Below are 24,177 nucleotides of genomic sequence, written 5' to 3'. Positions count from 1 at the left end.
AGTGTCATGTTTGGCTTGCCTCCTCATATAAGAAACACCTGACGCTTCTACCATTTTCAAAGGTTGTCAGTTTGGGCAATTCACCTATGCATCGTTCCATGGCTTTCGGGCATCTAGGCGCAAAACGGCATCCTGCGGGAAGCTGATCTGGCGCAGGGACATTTCCTTTTATCGCTGTTAATGGCTGAATGTCTCCGTCAATGACCGGAATGGATTCAAGCAGTCCTTCTGTGTATGGGTGAAGCGGCTGATCAAACAACTCTTCAACGGTTCCATTTTCAACAACCTGTCCGCAGTACATGACAATGACGCGGTCTGCTACTTCCGACACAACACCTAAATCGTGCGTAATGAGAAGTATAGATGTACCAAAGGTCGAACATAAATCTTTCATTAAGGTCAGCACCTGGGCTTGTATGGTCACATCGAGAGCAGTAGTCGGCTCATCCGCAATGAGGAGCTTCGGATCACAGCTTAGCGCAATGGCAATCATGACTCGTTGACGCATACCGCCGGATAAACGGTGCGGGTAATCTTTGATGATTTGTTCTGGCCTAGAAAAGCCTACAAGCTTTAGCAAGTCAATCGCTTTTTTGGTCGCTTCTTTTTTTGAAAGTTTTTTGTGGTAAATGAGGATTTCTGTTATTTGTTCCCCGATGGTTAAGACGGGATTAAGTGAGGTCATGGGTTCCTGAAAGATCATGGATACATCATTACCGCGAATACTGCACAATTCCTTTTCACTATATGTAACAAGGTCTTTTCCATCAAGCATAATGGAACCATCCATAATCTTCCCACCAGTCCCATTAATCAGACCCATGATGGATAAAGACGTAATACTTTTACCAGACCCAGACTCACCGACTAATGCGACTGTTTCCCCTTTTTTGATACTAAAATCAACGCCATCAACAGCAGGTATTGGTTCCTTTTTTCGAAAAAAATAGGTTTTTAAGTTTTGCACTTCAAGCAATGTGCTCATGCATTCGCCCCTTTCTCCATAGATCAAATGAACCGAATCAAAAAAATTCCGTCTTTTTAGAATAAAAAGAATTATCAAAATTTATATTTGTATATTATTACATCAGCATGACGAAATCAAGAAGTATTTAGTAAAATTGTAATATGTCACTTTTTTTGTGAATGATTGTCTTTATGATTCTATCGCCTTTAAAAACGTTTCCGCTGGCTCCGCAATCATAGACTCCTCGCTGATTCGGTGCTCATCGAAATACTTTTTCACGATATAAAATCCAGTGGCATAGCCAAGCATTTTGGGGTAGTTCCCTTTTCCATAAAGGAGATTCTGTATCAGCCTTTCGTCGTCCTGCACTTTCTGATAAAGGTGACTGGATACCCATTTCTTGTACATGCGCTGCAGCTGCGATTCGTCATATAAAGTCGTCCACTTTGCTGTATAGCTTTCTCCATATCTATGATACACAGCATATTCAGCGAGCCCCTCCATCATGATTGTATCAAGGAATGTAAAATCTTTTTCTTCTTTCGTGAGAAAATGCAACCTGCATACATGGTGATATTCATGCGTCAGCAACGTACCGATTCGCTCCTTCGGTGTATGCGGGGATAAAAAAAGAAAGATTTTGTCATCAAATGCCATGCCGGATTGAAAGTAAAATTGTTCTCTGATCTCTTTGCTGCTCTCATTAACAGGCAAAATAAAGACAGGGACATCAGGACCTCCCCACTTTTTTTGCAGCGCTTTGTATTCTTTCATCACAAGCTTGAAATACCCTTTTTCTTTGAGCTTGTCGATCATTTCCTGGCAGGCGTTCCATGATCGAACCATTCCGTGATGTTGTAAATGGGCGAGAATAGATGATCCTTCTTTTTTCTCCGCTCCTTTAAAATAAGGGACAAAACGTGCCGCCAGCTCCTGAAATGATGATGATTGCTCAATGAGATATTGTGTATTGATCAGACCCATACCGCTGAACACCTCCATTTTCATCATATGCAAAAAGGCGGCGATCTGTTTATAGATCGCCGCCTTCTTAAGACATATTACGCTTCGTATTTTTTGAAGATAATTGTCGCATTGTGCCCGCCAAAACCAAGTGAGTTGCTCAAAGCAACTTGTACTTCTTTTGAACGTGCTTCATTTGCTACATAATCAAGATCACATTCTTCATCTGGTGTTTCAAGGTTAATCGTTGGCGGAATGACGCTGTCTTTAATCGCCAGAACAGAGAAAATCGCTTCTACTCCGCCTGCTGCGCCAAGTAAATGACCTGTCATTGATTTTGTCGAGCTGATCGCAAGCTGATTCGCATGCTCTCCAAACACTTCTTTAATCGCCATTGTTTCAAACTTATCATTATACGGTGTGCTTGTTCCGTGGGCATTGATATAATCAATTTCTTCCACTGTTAAACCTGCATCACGAATGGCTTCTTTCATTGCACGTACGCCGCCTTCTCCGTTTGGAGCAGGTGCTGTGATATGGTATGCATCTCCAGTTGAACCGTAGCCAACGATTTCTGCATAAATGGTCGCACCACGTTTTAACGCATGCTCTAATTCTTCAAGAACAACAATTCCCGCTCCCTCACCCATAACAAATCCGTCACGGTTTTTATCAAATGGACGACTTGCTGTATCTGGATCAGGATTTGTCGAAAGGGCTTTGTTTGCACAGAAACCAGCAAACGACATTTTCGTTAATGGTGCTTCTGTACCACCTGTAATCATCGCATCTGCATCTCCGCGCTGAATGACTTTAAAGGCATCACCAATGGAGTTTGTTCCTGTCGCACATGCTGTTACAGTACAAGAGTTAACCCCTTTTGCGCCAAGTGCAATTGAAATTTGGCCTGTTGCCATGTCTGGAATCATCATTGGAACGAAGAACGGGCTTACGCGTCTTGCTCCTTTATTCGAATACACTTCGAATTGCTCTTCGAATGTTTCAAGTCCGCCAATACCAGATCCAACCCATACCCCAACACGAGGTGCGTTTTCATCTGTAATTTCGAGGCGTGAATCTTCTAAAGCCTTTTGAGCAGCAACGACTGCATATTGTGTGAAGCGTGCCATCTTTCTCGCTTCTTTTTTCTCCATGTAATCTTCGATGTTAAAATCTTTTAGTTCTGCTGCTACTTTTGCTGTATATTCACTTGAATCAACACGTGTGATCGGGCCAACACCTGATACACCTGCTACAGCATTTTTCCATGTTGTCTCTACATCGTTGCCAAGAGGTGTCAAAGCACCTAATCCTGTAACAACTACTCGTTTCTTATCCATTAATTTGTGCACCCCACTCTTTTATCGGCCCCATCGCATAGCGATTGCGCCCCACGTTAATCCGCCACCAAAACCAACCATTACAATCACATCGCCGTCATGAATTTTTCCGGCTTCGATTTCTTCACATAGTGAAATTGGAATGGATGCTGCTGATGTGTTTCCATATTTATGGACTGTTTTCGACATTTTTTCAACTGGCAGCTCTAAGCGTTCGCGTGCTGCTTCCATAATGCGAATGTTTGCTTGATGCGGAATCAAAAAGTCTACGTCTTCTTTTGATAGTCCAGCTTTTTCTATCACGTTTACGCTTGACTCGCCCATTTGTCTCACAGCAAATTTAAATACTTCTCTTCCATTCATGATTGTATGATCTTTTTCATCTAAGTACAAGTGCTTCCCGCCGCTTCCATCGGCTCCAAGCTCAAATGATAGAATTCCCTTGCCTTCGCTGACTGTTCCTAGTACAGCAGCCCCTGCTCCATCTCCAAACAAAACAGCTGTGTTGCGGTCATCCCAGTCGGTAATGCGAGAAAGCTTTTCTACACCAACGACAAGCACGTGTTTGTAAGTGCCTGATTCGATAAATTGTTTTCCAGTAACAAGCCCATACATAAAGCCAGCGCAGGCAGCGCTAATATCCATTGCACATGCTTTATGTGCACCGAGCTGCTCTTGAATCATACAAGCGACTGTCGGAAATGCTTGATCTGGCGTAACTGTCGCTACAAGAATCATATCAATATCTTCTGCAGCCACATCTGCGTCAGCTAATGCTTTTTTTGCAGCAGCAAGCGCCATATGAGATGTATTGACATCATCAGATGCAATTCTTCTTTCTTCTATACCTGTTCTAGTACGAATCCACTCGTCAGAAGTTTCAACCATTTTTTCTAAATCACGATTTGTTAATACTTTTTCAGGTATATAGCGGCCAAGGCCAATAATTCCAGCATTCATTGAATAAGACTCCTTTTACTCATACGAGCATGTGATATTGTGATCTTATATTAGTATCTGGTACTAATTTTACCTTATTTTTTTCTCCTTGGCAATACAAACGTCTAACCTTTCCTCTCACTTTTTTCATAGATTAATGATATACCAATAGTAGAAAGGAACATGTGATATGGCGCAAAAGGATATTTTCTCAGCAATGATGTTTGGTCAGCCGCTTGAAAAGGAGAAAAGCAAGACAGAAAAAAAGGAGGAGCGTGCAGAGACTTCTTCAAGTGATGACTCCATTGACTACATGCATGTCATGAATCAAATTGGAAACATTATGAACTCCATCGATGAGCTGAAGCCTGTGTTTAAAGATGTCGGCCCTATGATCAGTGCCTTTAAGAAAAAATTATCATAAAAAAAAGCCACTATTCTGTGGCTTTTTCTGATGCTGCATCTGCTTTTCCAAGCTCATATGCCTCTTGCATGACAGATGTAAACAAAGAGAGAAGCGGCTGAAGTGCTTGTGGATCAAGCTGAATCCCTGCTTTATCTAATTCTTCTTTTGCTTGTGGAAAATACTTCATCGCAATTTGTAAAAACTCCATCGATTTTTCGTGCTGCATGTTCAACGTCCTCACTTTTCATTTGGCAGTTTGCCTGTTTTTTTGTAATTCGCAATATCCTTCTCAATGTCTTTCACAAAAGCGCGGTCTATGGTTGAGCTAAATTTCCCCATTTCGATCACTCCTTCTTTAAAGTCAAAGGAGTACTCACCTTGTTCGTTTAGCTTGCCTTCATTAAACTTCTTCGCAATGATACTGTACGCTTTATCGACATGCTGGACTGTGCTAGTTAACACCGTATGGCTTCCAAGGTTGGATTGATCAGTGACATATCCGATCGCAGATAAATTGTCGTTTTTGATTTGTTCAATGACAGGGATATTATAACCATCACCTGCTGGATACACAACATCTACACCTTGTTTTTTCAATTTTTGATAGAGGTTCACCGCTTTGTCAGCATCATCCCAGTTTTCGACAAATTCCGCTAGGACTTGCACATGTTCGTCCTGATATTTTGCACCTTTGATAAAACCGTCTACTTCACTTTGCCAATCATATGTAGCCAGAATACCAATCTTTTTTGTTTTGGACATATGTGCTGCTGTCATGCCTCCGAAAAAGCCCATTGCTTCTCCTTTAAACGTGACATTTGTGACATTATCAGCTTGAGGCTTGCCTCCATTGACCGTGATAAATTGTGTTTTCGGATAATCTTCACTGATCAAGTTGAAAATTTCGCTGTATTCATTGCCATGGCCAATAATCAAATTGACTCCTTTTTTATGAAATTCTTCAATGGCATCAACGATTTTCTCCTTGTCGACCATCCCTTCCTTATAATAAACATCTACACCAAATGTTGATTGGATATTTAATAAGCCTTTATAACCTTTCGTTCCCCAAACTTGATCATTAATCGTATCGGGGACGAGTAAACCCACCTTCTCAATATGTCCTTTTAACGGCGCCTGCGAGCAGGCAGATAGCATAAGAAGAAGGAACGAAAAGATCATGACAAGCCGCTGGTACTTCATGCCATGTTCAACTCCCTTTGCAACACGCAGGCATGAACCTGTATGTTAAATATAGGTTTATTTTATACTGAAAAAAGATAAGATGGAAGATCATTCTTGCTTTTTGTCGAAAAATGTTGAGTTTTGTCTTTTCCATTCTGCTATGATTTCTTCTGCTTGTTTGTCACCTGTTTGTCTTTCTACCTTTAATTGATGGATCATTTCCTGCCTTTGATCGGTGCGTGCCCACTTTAAAAGCTCCTTTGCGACATCTTCTACAAAAAATGTGTGATCATCCTTTATTCGTCTCTCTTCATGGAGTGTCCACGGACCAAACATGCGTGGAAGGATAACAGCCGGAACGCTTCGTTCATGCGAATGGCTTTCGGGTTCTTCGTAAAACAAGTGGTATATGCCATGCTTCGCTTCGAGATCTGTCTCTCTGTTCATTGAATCATCTGATTGAAAAAAGACTAGGTCATATGCCTCTTTCCTATCTTGACCATCAATAAAGCGGACAAGATCATTGCGGCCGAGCCACATCATCCGCTCTTCTAATAACATTTTTTGCTCCTCTGACTGCTCCTTAGGATATGTGATATCCACTTGTATGCCCTCTTTCATCATATATTCACAAAGTGTCAGGCCAAAAAATTCATCTGCACCTATGATCAGTCCTGTTTCCATGTTCATGTCCCCTTTTTTAGCATATCGAATAAAAAGAAGAGCCCTTTCCATGAAGGGCTGTTATCATCCTATTCATTACAATTCTCTTTCATGCGATTTATAAAACTTGTGAATGGACTGAAAGATTCTTCTTGGATGATCAAACATATGCAAGGTAAGGTCCATCTGACAATGGTCTGGATTCATCATATGCTGATCAATAAAAGGCTTTGCGTGTAGTTCATAGGCATACGGTGCGCCGTTTAGTCTCTGCCATATATGAATCGGTACATGAGCTGAATGAACGGGGCAAGAAGGAAGTGGATACGTTTCAGCTTCCTTTGCAGAGCACCCATAGCTCTGTGCGAGTTCTTTCATGAACTGTTTGTAGAAGAATTTGTGTTCCTTTTCTCTTTCTCTTTGTGCTTGCAGGTGTAAACATGGATTCATCATGGCTATAGACCTTAGCACTTCTGGCATTTCTTCGGCAAGACTCATGGCGACAAGTGCTCCCATTCCCTCTGCCAGCACATGAATTTCCCGGTTTAATATTTCTTGTTTTAATGTGTGATGAACAAGCTGTTTCGCACTAAAAACAGCATCTTCACATCCCCAGTGATTCCCATGAAGATGACTATTAAACAATGTATATCCTTCATCCTTTAAAGCAGTTAAAAGCTGGTTTCTTCCGTAATGCTGAAGCCAGAATGATGTATTTTCCTGCACAAAGTGATTTCGGTCACCGAGGATTAGAATGCCAAAGCCATTTGGTTTTTGAGGAAGGTGAATGACGTTCCACTGGGAACCAAGCTGGAAAAAACGTTCGCTTACACCCATATGGCCAGCCTCCTTTCAGTGATTCTGCTTTCTATGATATGAACAACAACTCTTGTAGGAATAAGGAAATACCCTAAAGACAGAAGAATTCTTTTTATTTTTATAGTAGAAGGTCTCAAAATGGTCACATAAAGGCGGAAAACAGTCTTTTCTCTGAACTCGTATCTATGGTATGATAGTCAATAGATTGTTACATAAAGGACGGTGGAATAATGCATTACATTATCACCCTCATTTGGACTTTTCTGCTGACACATATGGCTGGTTACATCGTTGCATCTATGAATGGAGCTGCTTATGATTTTACGTTAACTTCCATTCTTGCCATAGTGTTTACGGTTATTTTATTCATCTTTGCTGAAGTAAGTCCAATGAAAGAAACAGAAAGTTCAACAGAACATTCTTAATATTGCTGAAAAAGAGCTAATGATTTGAGGTTAGCTCTTTTTCTTTTTTTCAGAATGATGACCAGAAGTTGAGAGCGCACGCTAAAACCCCCTGCCGTCAATTACAGGGGGTTTTTGAGTTACACCTCAACCGTTTCGGACTTCTGTTTGTCTGCTGACAAATGGCTTTTCGCAAGCCCTGTGAACAGGAAGATCGCAATGCCCGATAAAATTTCAAGCACACCACCCCCCGCAATGACAGGTCCTGCTCCAAAGCGTTCTGCCAGGACGCCCGATATGACGGCTGCAAGCGGGAGAAAGACATTTGATGACGCATTGATCACGGCATATACTTGCGGCTGATCTTCTTGGTCAACAGACGTTTGAATAATGACCATCTCTGGGACATTGATTGCACTGACGGCTGCACCAAAAATAAAGGAAGCTAGAAGAACGACTGGAAGCCATGTACTCATTCCAGTGATAAAGAATGCAGCTCCTTCAATCATGCCTGCGACAATAAAGAACAAGCCAAACCTTTTGATTTTCACCTTCGCCAGTGCAAAGCCCATCATAAACGCACCGACTGCGGCGACACCTCTTAAAATGGAATACACCATTGAATCACTTTGCAGCGCTTCTGCTACATATACAGCGGATAATGCCTGCCACGGAGCTGCGGCGACATTCATTAAAATACAATAAAGGGTCAGTGCAAATAAAATATGATGATTTTTAACGACTAGAAAGCCTCTTTTTAAGTTATACAGATATGTATTCTTTGCTTGTTTAATGCCTGCTGCTCTTTCTTCGTCAGACTTCTTCAGTTTAACGCCAATAATAAACATGCCCGATATGATGAATAAAGCAGTGGTGATCAGGAGCGTATCTGCAGGTCCAATTAATTTGACCAAAAGACCAGCGACCATCACCGCAGCAAGTGCGACAATTTCAAAAGATGATTGCAGGATCGCATTTGCTTTTTGAATGAGATGCTTTGGAACAATCTGCGGCAGGATGGCCACAGAAGCCGGGTTATATGCTGCACCTGTTGCCGATTGAATAACCATTAATGAGATCAATAACCATAGAGGCAATATGTGCGAAAAATGCAGTAGTGGAATAATGAGTACAATGGTTGCTCGAATGACATCTGAAGCAAACATCCATTTAGATAAATGATGTCTTTTCATAAGAGGTCCTAGTATTGGGGCCAACAATGATGAAGGAAGAACTGTCACTGCTAGAAGAAGTCCGGTACCGAGCGCTCCATCCCCTCTTAAAATCAATAACCAAAGAACGGATGTAAAAGCAAAACTTTCTCCTGTATTTTTTATGAGTCTTGATATGAACAATGAGGTGAAGCGTTTATTCCAAACACTTTCACTGAGATTCATCTTTTCCATCACACAAATCCTTTCAACCTTATACTATTTTTACATATTTTACCTTAATCTTTCTTTTTTTCATACTATTTATTTGAAAATTGGAACTTAATTGTTTTTTATTATAAAGAAAAAAGAGGCATGACACATGCCTCTAAAGACTTATTCATATGGACTCTTAGTCAATTGCTTACGGCTTTCTTTGATAAGTCCAAACGCGGTTATGGTTCGAGTTATCCGGAAAGACGTCTCCTGCTTTAAGCTTTATCTTTAAAGGATCTTTCACCATACTACCGGTCTCACCGATTTCGATATAAACACCATTATTAGGTGCCTTATTACCAGATTTAAACTGATGCTGTTGACCCATTTTCATCCTCCTTTCTCGATTGATGTTATTATGTCCCGTCCATTGCCTCTCCAATCCAATATGTAAAAAGTCCCTGATCAGTCGAGACAGGGACACTTGTGATTTATTTAGGTTGTTGATACATGAGCTCTTTGATTAACGCTTTTTGCACATGCAGGCGATTTTCTGCCTGCTGGAATACTTTAGAGTGTGGTCCATCAATGATATCAGCCGTCACTTCTTCTCCGCGGTGTGCCGGCAGACAATGAAGGAAGATATAATCTGCTGCTGCATGTTGCATGAGTTCCTCATTGACTTGATATTCTTTAAATTCAGCTAGACGTTTCTCTGTTTCAGCTTCCTGCCCCATGCTTGTAAATACGTCTGAATAAATGACATCTGCATCCTGAACAGCAGCTACTGCATCTGTTGTGACGATGACTTCTGCGCCTGATTGTTTTGCAAACTCCCGGGCAGTGTCTGTCACCTCTTGAAGAGGTTCATAGCCTTTTGGTGATGCAACGGCAATGTCACAGCCTAACTGCGCGCAGCCGACCATTAAGGAATGAGCCACATTATTCCCATCACCGATGTACGCCACTTTCACACCTTTTAGTGTGCCTTTTGCTTCTTTAATCGTCAGTAAATCAGCCAGTGCCTGACATGGATGAGAGTAGTCCGTTAGTCCGTTGATCACTGGAATAGTGGCGTATTTTGCAAGTTCTTCTACCTTCTCATGTTCAAAGGTTCGAATCATAATGCCATCTACATACCCAGACAGCACCTGCGCTGTATCACCAATCGTTTCTCCTCTGCCAATTTGCAGATCATTTGAGCTGAGGAAGAGCGCATGTCCGCCTAGCTGCGTCATGCCCGCTTCAAACGAGACACGGGTTCTAGTTGAAGATTTTTCAAAGATCATCGCTAATGTTTTTCCTTTGAATAAATCTTGATATGGATGTTGTTTCATTTCTTCTGCTTTTTCAATTAAGTACGCAATGTCATTGATCGAAAAGTCTTTTAACGATAAAAAGTCTTTTCCGTATAATGCCGGTTGCACGTCGACTTGGCTCATGCCGTCACTTCCTTTTTATATAATTCATGGAGAGATACTGGTGATACATCTCCATCTTTTCCTTGCAGGAACGCTTGCGCTGTTTCATATTCGGTTAGAACTTGAACACCATGTGTGAGTGCTTTTACACGCTGTTCTTTTGCCTCTTCATCATCACCTAAATGAATGTGAAGCGATTTATCGTCTTGTTGCAGCCACGATTCAAAGCTGCCAGTCCAGACGTTAAAGCCTGCTCGTGTAGCTTCATCTATGAGTAATTCACTGCCATGAATATAGAGGCTCCCTTTTTGTTGCCAGATCGGCGCAAACACTTTTTTCAAGGCGCTTTCGACGTTCTTTCCAACACACATTCCTTCACCCGTCGCTTTCATTTCAGGTGTCAGCTTTAAATCGATATCTTGAATGGCATGTGAGGAGAAGACTGGGAATTTAACAGCTGTGCCCCCCTTATTCTTCGTTACAGGATTCAATTCTTCAAGCGTTGCACCAGCTAACAGCTGAGTCGCCATTGGGATCATGTCAACACCCATGACTTTACTTACAACTGGAACAGTCCGGCTTGCCCGAGGATTCACCTCTAATACGAGCGCCTGGTTCCCTTTCATCACAAATTGAATATTCATGATGCCTTTAAAAGCTAATTTCTTTGCGATTTGTTCAGAAGCGTTATACACCTGCTCTTTGATGTCTTCACTAATAGAGACACTTGGCAAGATGGCAAAGCTGTCACCTGAGTGTACGCCCGCTTTTTCAATATGCTCAACGATTGTTGGAATGAATGTCGTTTGTCCGTCTGAAATGAGATCCACTTCCACTTCTTTTCCAGTGACGTACTCATCAATTAAGATCGGATAAGGTAAATGATCTGGCTGATCAAGTATTGCTGCCAATTGAGCTTCTGTATGGACAACGATCATGCCCATTCCCCCAATGACATATGATGGACGAATAAGAACAGGGTACCCAATGCTTGCAGCATGCCCCAGTGCTTCTTCTTTTGAATGAGCTGTATCTCCTTTTGCATGAGGAAGATTCAGTTCATCAAGAAGCTGATAGAATAAATCGCGATCTTCTAATGCATCTAGTGTGTCAAAGGACGTGCCTAACAAGGTAACGCCGGCTTTTTCTAAACCTTCCGCCACATTGATTGCCGTCTGCCCGCCAAATTGAACGATGACAAAATCAATTTGCTCCGCTTCAACTACGTTTAAAATATGTTCTAACGTGATCGGCTCAAAGTATAAACGATCTGCAATCTCATAATCGGTACTAACCGTTTCTGGATTGTTGTTCATCATGATGGTTTCAAATCCAAGCTTTTGTAGAGTAAGAACGCCGTGAACGGCACTATAATCAAACTCGACTCCCTGCCCAATTCGAATCGGACCGGAGCCAATGATGAGTGCACGCTGCTTTGTTTTCTCTTGATGCTCTCCATCACTTTTGCCAAAGTACGTAGAATAGAAGTAATTCGTTTTTGCATCGAATTCAGCCGCACATGTATCGACAATTTTAAATGAAGCGGAAATGCCATACTCTTGGCGAAGCTGTCTGATATCTTGTTCACTGCGATCCGTCAGAGAAGCGATTGTTTCATCAAGGAAACCTTTTTCTTTTACCTTTCTTAAGGTGTCTTTGGATAGCGTCCCCTGATGGTTCTTCAATTCTTGTTCGAGTGTGATCATATTCTTGAAAACATGTAAGAAAAACAGATCAATCTTCGTCGTTTCATGAATCGTTTCAACGGTTTCTTGTCTGAAAAGAAGCTCCATGACTGCGAAGAAACGGCGATCGTCCGGTGTTTTGATTAATTCAAATAACTGTTCAGTCGTATGTTCTTTCAGTTCAGGCAAGTGGAAGCCCTTTGTTTTGATTTCAAGTGATGCGACGGCTTTTTGTATGGCAGATTCTAAATTACGGTCAATCGCCATGACTTCACCAGTCGCCTTCATTTTTGTGCCTAATTTCCGGTCTGCCTGTTTAAATTTATCGAACGGCCAGCGCGGGAATTTCACCACGACATAATCGAGTGCCGGCTCAAAGCTAGCATACGTTGTTCCTGTAAGCGGATTTTTCAATTCATCTAGTGTATAACCGACCGCAAGTTTTGCCGCCATTTTGGCAATCGGATAGCCTGTTGCTTTCGATGCAAGAGCAGAAGACCGGCTGACCCGAGGGTTGACCTCAATGACAAAGTATTCTTTGCTAAGTGGATCAAGAGCGAACTGGATATTACAGCCGCCAACGACATCAAGCGCTGAAATAATTTTTAAGCTTGCTGAGCGGAGCATTTGATAATCCTGATCCGTTAATGTCTGTGACGGTGCAACGACAATCGAGTCACCTGTATGCACACCAACTGGATCGATATTTTCCATGTTACATACAGTGATACACGTATTTTGACGATCTCTCATGACCTCATACTCGACTTCTTTAAAGCCAGCAATGCTTTTTTCAACTAAGCACTGATGAATCGGACTCGCTAGAAGAGCACCTTCAATCAGCGGTTTAAAAGCCTCTTCAGTTAAAGCGATGCCTCCCCCTTTACCACCAAGTGTGTAGGCTGGTCGAAGAATGACGGGAAAGCCCACTTCTTTTGCAAATTGAAGGGCGTCTTTCGCATTATCCACAATTTCACTTTCTGGTACAGGTTCATTCAAATGCTTCATGAGAGCACGGAATTTCTCACGATCTTCACCGTTTTCAATTGTTTCAACTGACGTTCCGAGCAGTTTTACCCCATGCTTTTTCAGCACACCGGCTTTTTCCAGCTCGACAGCAAGGTTTAAAGCCGTCTGTCCGCCAAGATTGGCTAAAAGACCATCTGGTTTCTCTTTTTCAATGATTCTTGTCACTGAATCAACTGAAAGCGGTTCAAAATAAATTTCATCAGCAAATGACTCGTCTGTCATAATGGTTGCTGGGTTGTTATTCACTAAGATGACGTTGTAGCCTTCTTCTTTTAAGGCCATACAACCTTGTGTTCCTGAGTAATCAAATTCTGCTGCCTGACCAATGATGATTGGACCAGACCCGATGACTAGAATGGTTTGTATGCTTTGATCTTTAGGCATGTGCGACTTCTCTCCTTGCTTGTTTCACTTTCTCAATAAAATCATCGAATACCCATTCACTTTCTGCAGGGCCTGGATGTGCTTCTGGATGAAATTGAACGGACATAATCAGCTTCTCTTTATGAATGAATCCTTCAACAGATCCGTCATTCACGTGGAGGAATTTGACGTCCACTTCTTTGTCATTCATGCTTTTTTCATTGACCACATAGCTATGATTTTGGCTTGTCATAAAGACACGTTTTGATTCTGTATCTTGTACAGGATGATTCGCCCCGCGGTGGCCAAAAGGAAGCTTATACGTATCCCCGCCAAGCGCAAGAGCAATTAATTGATGACCTAAGCAAATGCCTAGTGTCGGGAAGGTCATCATGATGTCATGAATGGTTTTTAAATATGGCTTCATTGTTTTTGGATCTCCAGGTCCATTTGACAAAAGGATCGCATCTGGCTTGATATCAAATACCTTTTCCATTTGTTTGTACGGAATCACTGTGACTTTACAGCCGCGCGCTTCGAGTGAGTCCGCAATTGATTTTTTAAAGCCAAAATCAATGAGCGCTACATGATCCTCGCCGCTGCCTTGTGTGTATACTTCATCTTCTGTGACCTGCTCAACCACATTGTCTTGCTTCATTGCAGGTGGCGTTTCATTTTCGTCTAAACTAAGCACTGCATTCATCGTCCCATTTGCTCGAATGTTCTGCACGACTGCGCGAGTATCTGTATGTGTAAGAAGCGGAATGTTCCACTTCTGTAAATAATCTTTTAAGCTTACGGCTGCAAGGTGATGAGAAAAATGCTCAGCTGCCTCATAGACAACGACCGCTTTTACTTGTGGTTTTTTGCTCTCAAAGTCTTCATGATTGATCCCGTAGTTTCCGATGAGTGGATATGTGAAAACAATGATTTGTCCTTTATAAGAAGGATCTGTGAGCACCTCTTGATAACCTGTCATCCCTGTAAAAAAGACCACTTCACCTGTTATGCCAGCTTCTCCTGTCAGATCTCCTTCAAAAGAGGCTCCATCTTCTAAATTTAAATAACCTTTCATGCTTGTGTCACCCCGTATTGAATAATTAATAATATAAATGCATGTTTATACGTTTTGATGCAAAAAAATTTAGACCGTTACTGTTTCATTTGCTAACACTTGAATGACCACTTCTATTGCTTGATCCAATTCAACTTTTTTGACATTCAGTGGAGGTAATAAACGAATGACATTCGGACCAGCTGGAAGCACCAGCAAACCTTGCTCTCGAAGGGCTGTGATGTAATCACCTACTGGCTGGTGACACTCAATCCCTGCCATTAATCCTTTGCCCCGTACTTCTTTCACGATATTCAGCTGTTTGACTTCTTGCAGTCTCTTTAAGAGATACGCACCCTTTTCTTTCACTTCTGAAAGAAAGTCCTCTTTGAATATTACATCAAGGGTTGCGTTCACAGCTGACATAGCGAGCATATTGCCACCAAATGTTGTGCCATGAGAGCCTGGAGAAAATGCATCCCCTAAAGCTTTTTTCCCTATCACTGCACCGACTGGAAACCCATTTCCTAAACCTTTTGCGGCTGAAATAATATCAGGATCAAGTCCCGATTGCTCATAGGCAAATGCTGTCCCTGTGCGCCCAATACCCGTTTGGATTTCATCTACAATCAGCAGCGCTTGATGTTTTTTGCAAAACGTTTGAACGGCTTCTAGAAATTCAGCTGTAGCTGGATTCACTCCACCTTCACCTTGCACCACTTCCAGCATGACCGCTGCGACATCATCGATTTCACACGCTGTGATCGCTTCAGGGTCATTAAACGGTACATAATGAAAGCCTTCCAGCATCGGTCCAAAACCAGTTTTGATTTTATCTTGACCTGTGGCAGCCATACCAGCATACGTGCGCCCATGGAAAGAGTGCAAAAACGTCACAATATTTGTTTTCCCTGTTGCTTTTCGGGCCAATTTGATAGCCCCTTCATTCGCTTCAGCCCCGCTGTTGCAGAAAAATACGAGATCTCCTGAACTGTTTGCTGCCAGCTTTTCCGCTGCTTTTTCTTGCAGTCCATTTTCAAATAGATTTGATACGTGCCAGACCTCATCAAGCTGCTTCTTGATGGCTTGATTGACCTTTGGATGATTGTGACCTAAATTCGTGACCGCAATGCCTTGTATAAAGTCTAAATATTTTTTCCCAGTTGTATCAACTGCCCAAGAACCTTCTGCCTCTTTAATTTCAACATTCCACCGTCCGTATGTTTGAAAAAGATGACTCACAGGACCGCCTCCTTTTGTTTTACAATTCGAGTTCCTTTAAAGGTATCTCCTGTAAAAATACTGCCTTTTCCATTCACAATCATGACTTCATCCACATCTCCTGATAAAGCACTGAGCGCGGATTGTACTTTTGGAATCATTCCCCCGGAAATAATGCCTTCATCGATGAGCTTGAGAGCTTCTTGTTCGGTGACAACGTCTAACAGCTCTCCATTTTTTAAAATTCCTTCCACATCTGTGACAAACATGAGCTTATCAGCTTTCATAGCTCCTGCGACTGCTGATGCTGCAAGATCAGCATTTACATTTAACGTTTGGCATTCTTCGGTCATAGATAGCGGCGCAATGACGGGAATGAATTGTTTCTCCATTAGTGCTTCTGCCATCTCTGGATTGACTTCTTTGATTTCGCCAACGTACCCATATACATCTTGATCGAGAAAATCGGCGACAAGCATCTGTCCATCTTTACCAGATACACCGACAGATGATATATCATGCTTTGCCAGCTCTGAAACAAAGTATTTATTCACCGTTCCTGAAAGGACCATTTCGGCTACCTCTAACACCGGCTTTGTTGTTTTGCGCTGTCCATCTACAAATTCCGTTTTCACTTCTAATTTTTGCAGCATGCTCGTGATTTCAGGACCCCCGCCATGTACGATAGCCAGTTTAAATCCAGCAGCTTGAAGTGAGCGGACATTTTCATAAAAGGTATCGGAAAGTTCTCGAATGACACTGCCTCCACACTTGAACACGATCGTTTTATCCATGTCTATCTCCTTCATTATGTGCGATAGCTCGCGTTAATTTTCACATAATCATAGGTAAGGTCACAGCCCCATGCGGCCGCTTCACCATTTCCTTCATTCATTTGAATGAAAATCGTAATCTCATCCTGCTCTAGATACGCTTTTGCTTCCTCTTCTGAGAAAGACTGAGGTTCATTATGTTTAAACAGACATTGCCCGCCTAAGTAAACTTCAACCTCTTCTGGCGTGACAGAAGCTGCGCTATGACCGATTGCTCCGACAATCCGTCCCCAGTTGGCGTCCGTACCGTATACGGCTGTTTTCACAAGACTTGAACCTACGATTTTTTTTGCAATAATACCAGCTTCTAAGTTGTTTTTTGCACCAACAACTTTCGCTTCGATTAATTTAGTTGCGCCTTCTCCGTCTCTTGCAATCTCTTTTGCTAGGTCTTCACAGGCTAGTTTTAATCCTTCTTTAAACAATGGCCATTCTGGATGTTCTTCATTCAGTGCCTGGTTTTCTGCCATTCCATTTGCCATCACAAGCACCATATCGTTAGTTGATGTTTCTCCATCGACGGTAATTTGATTAAACGTCACATCTGTGATGTCACGAAGAGCATTTTGCAAAGCTTCTTGTTCGACATTTGCATCGGTTGTGACAAACCCGAGCATTGTTGCCATGTTCGGATGAATCATACCAGAGCCTTTTGCTGCACCAGAAATGAGAATCTCTTTCCCGTCTATCGTCAAGGAGTATGTCGTATTTTTAATGACTGTATCTGTTGTTAGAATCGCTTCTTCAAAGTGGCCATTTCCTGCTTTTGCTTCTTTTAGCTGAGCGATGCCTGTTTTGATTTTATCCATATCCAGACACTCTCCAATGACACCAGTAGAAGAAACAGCAATGTAATCAGGCTCTGTCCCTAACATGTCTGCACAGGCTGCCTGCATGTCGTATGCATCTTTTAATCCCTGCTCACCTGTACATGCGTTGGCGATCGCACTATTGACAATGACACCTTTTAGTTTGCCCGTCTTTTTCAAGCTTTTTTGTGTGACTTGAAGAGGCGCAGCTTGAAAGTGACTTTGAGTGTATACCGCTGCACTCGCTGCTGGTACTTCACTGATGATCAAGCCAAGGTCTTTTTTTGAATAGCGTAATCCTATATGAATCCCCTTTGCTTCAAAACCTTTTGGTGATGATACGTCCCCGTCTATTTTGACAATACTTTTTTCATTCAATTCGATCATGTTTGTTGTCTCCCCTGTTCTTATGGATAGAGAGGTGTCATTGTGAGGCCCGCCTCTTCATGTAAGCCTTTGATGATATTGAAGTTTTGAACCGCTTGGCCGGCTGCGCCTTTCATGAGATTATCTATGACAGATACAATCGTCAGTCTGCCTGTTCGCTCATCTAAATGAAAACCAATGTCACAGAAGTTACTGCCGTATACTTCTTTTGTTTGCGGATATATCCCATGATCTCTCACTCTTACAAAATAGGAATCTTCATAAAAGTCCTTCATCCGTTTCATTAATTCTACTTTTGTGACATCTGCTTTCAATTGTGTATACATCGTCGCCATAATCCCTCTTGTCATCGGGACAAGATGTGTTGAAAATGTGATGTTCGCCGTTTGCGGGTTCCATTCTCTAAGTACTTGTTCTATTTCAGGTGTGTGCTGATGTTCATTCACCTTATAAATTTTAAAGTTATCGTTCAGCTCTGAAAAATGTGTGCCAAGTGAGGCTGATCGTCCTGCACCGGACACCCCGGTTTTTGCATCTATTATGATCATAGATTCATCGATTAAATTCTGTTTCATCAGCGGTGCTAATCCTAGAAGAACTGCAGTAGGAAAGCAGCCTGGGTTTGCAATGACTTCCGCTTGCTTAATGGTTTCACGATTCAATTCAGATAATCCGTATACAGCTTGTTGAACCGATGCTTCATCCGCTGCCCTTCGTTTATACCACGCTTCATAAACAGTTCCATCTTGAATGCGCAAGTCACCTGATAAATCAATAATTGGCACCCCTTGATTCATGAGCTTCGGTGTGAGTTCACTTGAAACGCCTGCTGGTGTCGCTAAAAACACAGCATCTGTTTCTTGCACAATGGTAGCCGGATCAATGGCTTTTAATGTTTGGTCAGTAATCGTTGTCAGATGCGGATAAGATTGACTGTATAATTGCCCATCACCACTTGATGAATACAATATACATTCCTCCACATGTGGATGCTGCTTAAAGATACGAACTAATTCCGCACCACCGTACCCTGTAGCACCTATAATACCTATTTTCAACGTCAATACACCCTCTTGATCTTTGTGAAATTATTTAACATTATAACATGTATAAAAATTAATTCAATTGTATATTTAATATTTGTTTTCATTTTTTTTCATAAAAAAATCCACATATCTTCGTGAGACATGCGGATTTTATCTATTGTTCTTCATATTGAGAACCAAAAGCGCACTGCATAAATATAATAGGGAACTTGCATAAAAAATCAAATGAATGGTGAAAAAATCAGCAAACAGGCCGCCAAGCATAATGGCGATAGATGAAAAAAGCGCTGTCCAAAAATGATAGTGCCCAACTTCTTTCATTCGCTTCTTCTCATTTGTGAGTTCGGTGACGAGCAGTTTCTCTCCGTGCTTCTGAACACCACCTAGCACACCTAAGGCAATCTGAATCATATAAACTTGCTCTACTTCTGTGATATGTGGAAAAAGGAGAAGAAGAAACGCCATACCAAACGAATGAATGATTAAAAAGAGACGCCTGTCGGTCGTTTCAGGAAGTTTTCCTAATAATAAATGAATGAACGCACCGCTCAAACCAAACAGACCATAAGCAAGACCAAATTGAGAATAGCTCGACCCAACATTTTTAATAAAAAGAATATAAAAAGGGAAAATGAGACTACTGGCGAAAAACAGTAGACTTTGTGAATAGACGAACCATTTCATTGCTTTAGCATTCATTGTGTATTGTACCTTTCATAAAAGTAGTTGATAAATCTGCCATCTGGATCTGCTTGCTTTTTCTTTTGAAAGAATAGATCGGTTTTTGGATACGCTTGTTTCATTTGTGCTTTCGTTTGATAAGGCATGTATGGTAAGTAATAGCTTCCATGGTGCCGCAAGGTGATATCTGTCATTTGCCGGATGACCCGCTCTGCTTCTGCCTTCTCTTCTTTCTCAAAACCATAATTCACTAACAAAACAAGTGCAAACATATCTTCTTTCGCATATGAGAGATCCGCTTTTTCATTTTTTTGTACGTAGCGGATCGTGATGTTCATTAAATTCAATTCTTCCTGTTGTAAAAAGCTTCTCATGTCATCGATATACGCACGAAAACGATCAACTGGAACAAAGTATTCTTGAAGCACATCGGTATCTGACTCATTTTCATATTCTAAAAAAGCAGAATCAGACCGCATCACGTTATTTCTTGTGATCAGCTGGTCATTTTGACTTTGAAAATACTTCTTTTGCAAGTTCCATAGCAAATCTTTCCCCATATCAAATCTTCTCGAAAGGCCGAGCATAAATTTTAAAGGGATGACGAGCTGATCTTCTTTGAGCTCGCGGTATGGATCGATCTGTTGATCAGAAGTAAGTGAATAATTCGTCACATACATCTCTTTCAAAAAATTTGTTTTCGCTGTAGAGATTCTTGCGAGATGCATGCGCACTTCTTTATTGTTCTTTACATGCTTTTGAAAATAATCAGTGTATTCATCGAAGTGTAGAGAGGTTGTCTCCATTTTATATAATTCATCCTTTGTTAAGGAAAGCTCAACATCTAAAATGACACCGAATAAGCCGTATCCTCCAATCACGGCAGTAAATAAATCATCGCTAGGCTTTACTGTGATGATCTCTCCATCTGCTTTTAACAGTGTGAAAGAGCGCACAGTGTCAATAAGTGAGCCGTAGCGAATGTCACGTCCATGTGCATTTGCACTTAACGAGCCACCAATCGTAAAGATGTTTTGAGATTGCATCACCTTTACTGCAAGACCATATGGGTTCACATATGTTTGAATATCATCCCATGTGGCGCCGCTCTGGACCCGAATGGTCTTCTTTTTTTCATTAAATGATACGATTCGGCGAAATTTCGTCATGTCTAGTACAATGCCATTTTCATAATACGTGTGGCCGCCCATACTATGCTGCTTTCCGGCGATTGAAATGGGCAGATTCTTCTCTTTTGCTTCTTCTAATACTTCTTTTAAAGATTCTATTTCTTTTCCTTGCACGACTTTTTTTATTTTGACCGGCATGAGGTGACTCACATCTGTAAACGCCTCAAGTCCTTGTCTTTTGTGTGCTTGATCTTCACGTATAGAGACTGATGCAAAAAAGGCAGCACCATATCCCATCAAAAGGACGATCCATATCCACTTTCGTTTCATTATAGGTACTCCGTTCTATAAAATTACATCCATTATATCAAGCCATACTCCTCCTCTACCTTAATTTTTCATAAAAAAACCTGGTACGAGTTCTACTCATACCAGGTCGTATTTACTTATTGAATACCAAGCGCAATTTTAGCGTATCTTGACATTTTGTCACGTGTCCAAGGTGGATTCCATACGATGTGAACTTCAGTTTCCTTCACTTCAGGCAAGTCGCTCAATGCTTTTTTCACTTCATCAACGATAACTGGTGCAAGGGGACACCCCATTGATGTTAAAGTCATCGTGATATCCGCTTTTCCATTCTCATCAAGATCGACATCATAGACAAGTCCAAGGTTGACGATGTCTACGTTTAACTCAGGGTCAATCACCTGTTCTAGGGCGCCTAAAATATTTTCTTTCAATGCTTCATCCATGATATCCACTCCTTTTTCAACTAGTATAACGTACTTTTCCTTTTGGCTAAACGTTTGTGCTTTTCAGATGTGTCACAAACCAGTCAATGGTTTCAAACATCGCTTGTCTTGTGACTTTGTGACCCGCCTGCTTATCTGTAATAAACCGAAGGAGGTCCTGATCTTGCTTATATTGGGTTGCCGCTAGCTCGTCATATAACGCTTTTGCATGGCGATATGGGACAACTGGATCGTTTTCTGCATGCCAGAATAACAGCGGTCTTTTGTTTAATCGATCTGTTTGTAGCGTTAAATCATAAGGACGCAGCGCGTCTAATTGCTGATGAACCTCTTCATCTGTAATCTCTTTCATCAACCCTTTGTGCCGCATGTCCATAATTTGTGCTTGTAGGAATGTCGTATATTTCGGACTGCCCATCAAGCTGACTGCCGCTTTAATCCAATCATGTTTTGCGAGTGCACCAAAGGTCGTGATGCCTCCCATGGAAGTACCTGCAACGCCTATTAGGTCGGCTTCAATCAATTGTTTTTCTTGAAAATGTGTCTTAAGTATATCGATTTCACGGATTTCGTTCAGGACGATTTCCCAAAACTTTGATGCCAGTTCCTCTAAGCTGAGGTTTTCTGATCTTACACCATGATAAGCACAGTCAGGCAAAATGACTCTCATGCCTTTTTCCGCCAAATGAAAGGCGAAGTGTAAGTTGTGCTCGCGTGCACTTGTAAATCCATGTATAAAAAATACAAGTGGCAGTGGTTTATCTTTATTTTCAGCTTTTACGATATGTAAAAATGGAATATCGTGCGTCATTTGCTCATCAATGGTGATCACAGCCTATGAATCCTCCTTTATCATTCCCGTCTTTGTTTATTTTAACATGTAGACAACGAAGATGTGATAAAGATACACTATAGGTGGAGGCACCCGCACCAGCTGCCTCCTATTACTTACAGATCAAAGGAGATTTTATGGAGACTAAACCTTATCTAATCGCACTTGACCTGGATGGCACGTTATTAAAAGACGATAAAACGATTTCAGCACACACACTTGATGTCATTCAAAAAGTGAAAGACAGCGGGCATCATGTCTGTATTTCAACTGGCCGGCCATTTCGTTCCAGCTCTCCTTATTATCAGCAATTGCAGCTCGATTCTCCGATTGTGAACTTTAATGGAGCGTTTGTCCATCATCCTCTTGATGAAAAATGGGGCAGATTTCACACATCACTTGATCTTCAAGTCGTAAAACAGCTTGTGGATATTAGTGAGGAATATAAAGTACACAATGTGTTAGCTGAAGTGCTAGACGATTTGTATTTCCATTATCATGATGAAAAGCTCATTGATATATTTAATATGAATGCAAACAAAGTGACCGTTGGAGATCTTCGGAACAATCTTGGAGAGAATGTCACAAGCGTCTTAATTCACGCAAAAGAAGAAGACGTCGGAGCGATTCGGAGCTATTTGACAGATGTTCATGCAGAAGTGATTGACCACAGACGCTGGGCTGCTCCGTGGCATGTCATTGAAATCATTAAAACAGGTATGAACAAAGCCGTTGGACTGCAAAAGATCAGTGATTATTACGGGGTACCTCAGGAGCGGATTGTGGCATTCGGAGATGAAGACAATGATTTAGAGATGCTTGAATTTGCTGGATGCGGGGTTGCAATGGGCAACGGGATTGATGCAGTGAAACGCGTCTCTAATGAAGTGACAGATACGAATGAACAAGATGGGATTGCAAAATTCCTAACGAATTACTTCTCGCTTTAATTTTTCCATTCATACATAGCAGGTCGAAGCGGGCATACTACCGTTAGACAGGTTGTCCTGTCAGCTTGTGTAAAGGGGCGGATTCCGAATGGGTAAAAGAAGCAAATCGAAACGCTTTATACAACAAGGTAAAGATTCAGTCAGTCTGCATGACGCACGTTTTCCGTATCGTTCCACACTTGAAGAAGCTGCGGAGGACAGGGGAAATATGAAGACTGATGCTTCTGGAGGTTCATTGTGAGAAACGAACTTTTTGATCAAGCCAAATCATTTACTGAAGAAGCCCTTACTTCTTCATTTCCATCTGGTTTAGAGCGTCAACAAGCAGTTCAGCGAGCTAAAAACGCCGTATCATCTGCATTTGCTAATTCGACAGATGCAGAAAGAAACCAGCTGCATACGTTCCAAGACCTGCTTGATGATCTTTAACGAAAAAAGCTGTCCGCTTTGTGGACAGCTTTTCTTATGCTTATTTCACTTGGAACGTTTTCTTCTCAGTGATTTGCTTTAGCCCTTCTGCTTTTCCTTTAAATGTGACGACCGCTTCATACGTTCCCGGCTCCACACCGTTTGACCACGTATCTTGGAAGTCATATGTTTCATCTGCTTTCAGCACAAAGGATTGGATGGCTTGTGTGAACATACGGTCTTTCGAGTAACGGTATTTTTCATTTCCGTCTTCATCGTACACACTCAATTCGAATTTTTGGCTTGTGTTAAACGTGAATTCAATATCTCGATCTGATTCATTTTTGAGTGACATATGAAATTGAACCGAAGAACCTTTTTGGACGGGGTCTACTGTGAGTACAACGGTTTTTTCTCCCATTTGACCGGATACCTCCTTGTCTGGTTCATCCTTTTTTTGTTGTCCACAAGCTGTTAAAACCAATAGAACGAGAAAAAGCACTAACCCTTTTTTCATCTT

Annotated in this window: 27 protein-coding genes; 5 read left to right on the top strand and 22 right to left on the bottom strand. The window is 41.5% G+C overall.

All coding sequences use genetic code 11. From position 1 onward, the window contains the following. Positions 1–4: 4 nt before the first annotated feature. The 4 genes from NST15_RS05605 to NST15_RS05590 all read right to left on the bottom strand — a co-directional run bounded on the left by NST15_RS05605 (position 5) and on the right by NST15_RS05590 (position 4,230). Positions 5–985, bottom strand: a complete 981-nt coding sequence (locus NST15_RS05605) for an ABC transporter ATP-binding protein (protein ID WP_216894896.1) — start codon at positions 983–985, stop codon at positions 5–7. A 171-nt stretch (positions 986–1,156) separates the two neighbouring features. Beyond that, positions 1,157–1,951, bottom strand: a complete 795-nt coding sequence (locus NST15_RS05600; RefSeq protein WP_017360172.1) for a DUF2268 domain-containing protein — start codon at positions 1,949–1,951, stop codon at positions 1,157–1,159. Positions 1,952–2,028: 77 nt separating this feature from the next. Next, positions 2,029–3,270, bottom strand: coding sequence for a beta-ketoacyl-ACP synthase II (fabF, locus tag NST15_RS05595; protein ID WP_008348501.1), 1,242 nt, complete (start codon positions 3,268–3,270; stop codon positions 2,029–2,031). A gap of 21 nt (positions 3,271–3,291) precedes the next feature. Continuing rightward, positions 3,292–4,230, bottom strand: coding sequence for a beta-ketoacyl-ACP synthase III (locus tag NST15_RS05590; protein ID WP_008348504.1), 939 nt, complete (start codon positions 4,228–4,230; stop codon positions 3,292–3,294). Positions 4,231–4,399: 169 nt separating this feature from the next. On the opposite strand from NST15_RS05590, the gene NST15_RS05585 reads away from it, so the two are divergent. Then, a complete protein-coding gene (locus tag NST15_RS05585) occupies positions 4,400–4,633 on the top strand; it encodes a hypothetical protein (protein ID WP_008348506.1) in 234 nt (77 codons plus the stop codon). A gap of 10 nt (positions 4,634–4,643) precedes the next feature. Here NST15_RS05585 and NST15_RS05580 read toward each other — a convergent pair whose 3' ends face one another. The 4 genes from NST15_RS05580 to NST15_RS05565 form a co-directional block, all read right to left on the bottom strand. After that, positions 4,644–4,841, bottom strand: coding sequence for a ComZ family protein (locus NST15_RS05580; RefSeq protein ID WP_008348507.1), 198 nt, complete (start codon positions 4,839–4,841; stop codon positions 4,644–4,646). An 11-nt stretch (positions 4,842–4,852) separates the two neighbouring features. After that, the gene (locus NST15_RS05575) at positions 4,853–5,818 is read right to left on the bottom strand and encodes a BMP family ABC transporter substrate-binding protein (protein WP_008348509.1); all 966 of its coding nucleotides are present in this window, start codon (positions 5,816–5,818) and stop codon (positions 4,853–4,855) included. 90 nt (positions 5,819–5,908) lie between these two features. Beyond that, positions 5,909–6,484, bottom strand: coding sequence for a nad binding enzyme (locus NST15_RS05570; RefSeq protein WP_065460142.1), 576 nt, complete (start codon positions 6,482–6,484; stop codon positions 5,909–5,911). A gap of 75 nt (positions 6,485–6,559) precedes the next feature. Next, the gene (locus NST15_RS05565; RefSeq protein WP_007499048.1) at positions 6,560–7,300 is read right to left on the bottom strand and encodes a hypothetical protein; all 741 of its coding nucleotides are present in this window, start codon (positions 7,298–7,300) and stop codon (positions 6,560–6,562) included. A 212-nt stretch (positions 7,301–7,512) separates the two neighbouring features. Here NST15_RS05565 and NST15_RS05560 point away from each other — a divergent pair, with 212 nt between their 5' ends. Next, positions 7,513–7,707: a YjzD family protein gene (locus NST15_RS05560; RefSeq protein WP_008348514.1), complete on the top strand. Its 195-nt coding sequence runs from the start codon at positions 7,513–7,515 to the stop codon at positions 7,705–7,707. 119 nt (positions 7,708–7,826) lie between these two features. Here the strand turns inward: NST15_RS05560 and NST15_RS05555 are convergent, their stop codons facing one another. The 13 genes from NST15_RS05555 to yjfP form a co-directional block, all read right to left on the bottom strand. Continuing rightward, the gene (locus NST15_RS05555) at positions 7,827–9,092 is read right to left on the bottom strand and encodes an MFS transporter (protein WP_065460140.1); all 1,266 of its coding nucleotides are present in this window, start codon (positions 9,090–9,092) and stop codon (positions 7,827–7,829) included. Between the two features lie 169 nt (positions 9,093–9,261). Then, a complete protein-coding gene (locus NST15_RS05550) occupies positions 9,262–9,441 on the bottom strand; it encodes a YjzC family protein (RefSeq protein WP_008348517.1) in 180 nt (59 codons plus the stop codon). Positions 9,442–9,544: 103 nt separating this feature from the next. Next, a complete protein-coding gene (gene argF / locus NST15_RS05545) occupies positions 9,545–10,495 on the bottom strand; it encodes an ornithine carbamoyltransferase (RefSeq protein ID WP_060832236.1) in 951 nt (316 codons plus the stop codon). Then, a complete protein-coding gene (locus NST15_RS05540) occupies positions 10,492–13,572 on the bottom strand; it encodes a carbamoyl phosphate synthase large subunit (protein ID WP_342498927.1) in 3,081 nt (1,026 codons plus the stop codon). The genes argF and NST15_RS05540 overlap by 4 nt, the downstream gene beginning before the upstream one ends. Continuing rightward, the gene (locus NST15_RS05535; protein WP_311754453.1) at positions 13,565–14,626 is read right to left on the bottom strand and encodes a carbamoyl phosphate synthase small subunit; all 1,062 of its coding nucleotides are present in this window, start codon (positions 14,624–14,626) and stop codon (positions 13,565–13,567) included. The genes NST15_RS05540 and NST15_RS05535 overlap by 8 nt, the downstream gene beginning before the upstream one ends. Before the next feature lie 69 nt (positions 14,627–14,695). After that, the gene (locus tag NST15_RS05530; protein WP_342498926.1) at positions 14,696–15,847 is read right to left on the bottom strand and encodes an acetylornithine transaminase; all 1,152 of its coding nucleotides are present in this window, start codon (positions 15,845–15,847) and stop codon (positions 14,696–14,698) included. Continuing rightward, positions 15,844–16,620: an acetylglutamate kinase gene (gene argB, locus NST15_RS05525; RefSeq protein WP_017360181.1), complete on the bottom strand. Its 777-nt coding sequence runs from the start codon at positions 16,618–16,620 to the stop codon at positions 15,844–15,846. Before argB ends, NST15_RS05530 begins: the two co-directional genes overlap by 4 nt. Positions 16,621–16,634: 14 nt before the next feature. Continuing rightward, on the bottom strand, positions 16,635–17,855 hold the full coding sequence (gene argJ, locus NST15_RS05520) for a bifunctional ornithine acetyltransferase/N-acetylglutamate synthase (protein ID WP_007499060.1): 1,221 nt from the start codon (positions 17,853–17,855) through the stop codon (positions 16,635–16,637). Positions 17,856–17,875: 20 nt separating this feature from the next. Beyond that, positions 17,876–18,913, bottom strand: coding sequence for an N-acetyl-gamma-glutamyl-phosphate reductase (gene argC, locus NST15_RS05515; protein ID WP_039963483.1), 1,038 nt, complete (start codon positions 18,911–18,913; stop codon positions 17,876–17,878). Between the two features lie 138 nt (positions 18,914–19,051). Then, positions 19,052–19,600: an MFS transporter gene (locus NST15_RS05510; protein WP_048001695.1), complete on the bottom strand. Its 549-nt coding sequence runs from the start codon at positions 19,598–19,600 to the stop codon at positions 19,052–19,054. Next, positions 19,597–21,042, bottom strand: a complete 1,446-nt coding sequence (locus NST15_RS05505; protein ID WP_046527340.1) for an FAD-binding oxidoreductase — start codon at positions 21,040–21,042, stop codon at positions 19,597–19,599. The genes NST15_RS05510 and NST15_RS05505 overlap by 4 nt, the downstream gene beginning before the upstream one ends. A 116-nt stretch (positions 21,043–21,158) precedes the next feature. Beyond that, positions 21,159–21,467 (bottom strand): metal-sulfur cluster assembly factor, encoded by a 309-nt coding sequence (locus tag NST15_RS05500; RefSeq protein ID WP_003211530.1) that lies wholly within the window; start codon positions 21,465–21,467, stop codon positions 21,159–21,161. Between the two features lie 46 nt (positions 21,468–21,513). After that, a complete protein-coding gene (gene yjfP, locus NST15_RS05495; RefSeq protein WP_138825528.1) occupies positions 21,514–22,299 on the bottom strand; it encodes an esterase in 786 nt (261 codons plus the stop codon). 137 nt (positions 22,300–22,436) lie between these two features. On the opposite strand from yjfP, the gene NST15_RS05490 reads away from it, so the two are divergent. The 3 genes from NST15_RS05490 to NST15_RS05480 all read left to right on the top strand — a co-directional run bounded on the left by NST15_RS05490 (position 22,437) and on the right by NST15_RS05480 (position 23,678). Further along, a complete protein-coding gene (locus NST15_RS05490) occupies positions 22,437–23,249 on the top strand; it encodes a Cof-type HAD-IIB family hydrolase (protein WP_008348537.1) in 813 nt (270 codons plus the stop codon). A gap of 88 nt (positions 23,250–23,337) precedes the next feature. Continuing rightward, the gene (locus tag NST15_RS05485; protein ID WP_008348539.1) at positions 23,338–23,490 is read left to right on the top strand and encodes a hypothetical protein; all 153 of its coding nucleotides are present in this window, start codon (positions 23,338–23,340) and stop codon (positions 23,488–23,490) included. Then, positions 23,487–23,678, top strand: coding sequence for a DUF3813 domain-containing protein (locus NST15_RS05480; protein WP_008348541.1), 192 nt, complete (start codon positions 23,487–23,489; stop codon positions 23,676–23,678). Before NST15_RS05485 ends, NST15_RS05480 begins: the two co-directional genes overlap by 4 nt. Positions 23,679–23,718: 40 nt before the next feature. On the opposite strand, the gene NST15_RS05475 is transcribed toward NST15_RS05480, so the two are convergent. Then, the gene (locus tag NST15_RS05475; RefSeq protein ID WP_008348542.1) at positions 23,719–24,174 is read right to left on the bottom strand and encodes a BsuPI-related putative proteinase inhibitor; all 456 of its coding nucleotides are present in this window, start codon (positions 24,172–24,174) and stop codon (positions 23,719–23,721) included. Positions 24,175–24,177: the final 3 nt, after the last annotated feature.

It is taken from the genome of Bacillus sp. FSL R5-0820 (assembly GCF_038593385.1).
In the GTDB taxonomy this organism is placed as follows: Bacteria; Bacillota; Bacilli; order Bacillales; family Bacillaceae; genus Bacillus; species Bacillus altitudinis.
Note: the sequence above shows the minus strand (reverse complement) of the source record. Positions and strands in the feature narration are given on the sequence as shown.

Coding starts and splice junctions, on each gene's coding strand:
- NST15_RS05555 (WP_065460140.1), bottom strand. CDS start 9,092: ATGGAAAAGATGAATCTCAGTGAAAGTGTTTGGAATAAACGCTTCACC.
- argJ (WP_007499060.1), bottom strand. CDS start 17,855: ATGATCGAATTGAATGAAAAAAGTATTGTCAAAATAGACGGGGACGTA.
- NST15_RS05600 (WP_017360172.1), bottom strand. CDS start 1,951: ATGGGTCTGATCAATACACAATATCTCATTGAGCAATCATCATCATTT.
- argF (WP_060832236.1), bottom strand. CDS start 10,495: ATGAGCCAAGTCGACGTGCAACCGGCATTATACGGAAAAGACTTTTTA.
- NST15_RS05590 (WP_008348504.1), bottom strand. CDS start 4,230: ATGAATGCTGGAATTATTGGCCTTGGCCGCTATATACCTGAAAAAGTA.
- NST15_RS05560 (WP_008348514.1), top strand. CDS start 7,513: ATGCATTACATTATCACCCTCATTTGGACTTTTCTGCTGACACATATG.
- NST15_RS05485 (WP_008348539.1), top strand. CDS start 23,338: ATGGGTAAAAGAAGCAAATCGAAACGCTTTATACAACAAGGTAAAGAT.
- NST15_RS05500 (WP_003211530.1), bottom strand. CDS start 21,467: ATGGATGAAGCATTGAAAGAAAATATTTTAGGCGCCCTAGAACAGGTG.
- NST15_RS05505 (WP_046527340.1), bottom strand. CDS start 21,042: ATGAAACGAAAGTGGATATGGATCGTCCTTTTGATGGGATATGGTGCT.
- NST15_RS05535 (WP_311754453.1), bottom strand. CDS start 14,626: ATGAAAGGTTATTTAAATTTAGAAGATGGAGCCTCTTTTGAAGGAGAT.
- NST15_RS05550 (WP_008348517.1), bottom strand. CDS start 9,441: ATGGGTCAACAGCATCAGTTTAAATCTGGTAATAAGGCACCTAATAAT.
- NST15_RS05570 (WP_065460142.1), bottom strand. CDS start 6,484: ATGGAAACAGGACTGATCATAGGTGCAGATGAATTTTTTGGCCTGACA.
- NST15_RS05510 (WP_048001695.1), bottom strand. CDS start 19,600: ATGAATGCTAAAGCAATGAAATGGTTCGTCTATTCACAAAGTCTACTG.
- NST15_RS05575 (WP_008348509.1), bottom strand. CDS start 5,818: ATGAAGTACCAGCGGCTTGTCATGATCTTTTCGTTCCTTCTTCTTATG.
- NST15_RS05605 (WP_216894896.1), bottom strand. CDS start 985: ATGAGCACATTGCTTGAAGTGCAAAACTTAAAAACCTATTTTTTTCGA.
- NST15_RS05540 (WP_342498927.1), bottom strand. CDS start 13,572: ATGCCTAAAGATCAAAGCATACAAACCATTCTAGTCATCGGGTCTGGT.
- fabF (WP_008348501.1), bottom strand. CDS start 3,270: ATGGATAAGAAACGAGTAGTTGTTACAGGATTAGGTGCTTTGACACCT.
- NST15_RS05585 (WP_008348506.1), top strand. CDS start 4,400: ATGGCGCAAAAGGATATTTTCTCAGCAATGATGTTTGGTCAGCCGCTT.
- NST15_RS05565 (WP_007499048.1), bottom strand. CDS start 7,300: ATGGGTGTAAGCGAACGTTTTTTCCAGCTTGGTTCCCAGTGGAACGTC.
- NST15_RS05580 (WP_008348507.1), bottom strand. CDS start 4,841: ATGCAGCACGAAAAATCGATGGAGTTTTTACAAATTGCGATGAAGTAT.
- argB (WP_017360181.1), bottom strand. CDS start 16,620: ATGGATAAAACGATCGTGTTCAAGTGTGGAGGCAGTGTCATTCGAGAA.
- NST15_RS05490 (WP_008348537.1), top strand. CDS start 22,437: ATGGAGACTAAACCTTATCTAATCGCACTTGACCTGGATGGCACGTTA.
- NST15_RS05475 (WP_008348542.1), bottom strand. CDS start 24,174: ATGAAAAAAGGGTTAGTGCTTTTTCTCGTTCTATTGGTTTTAACAGCT.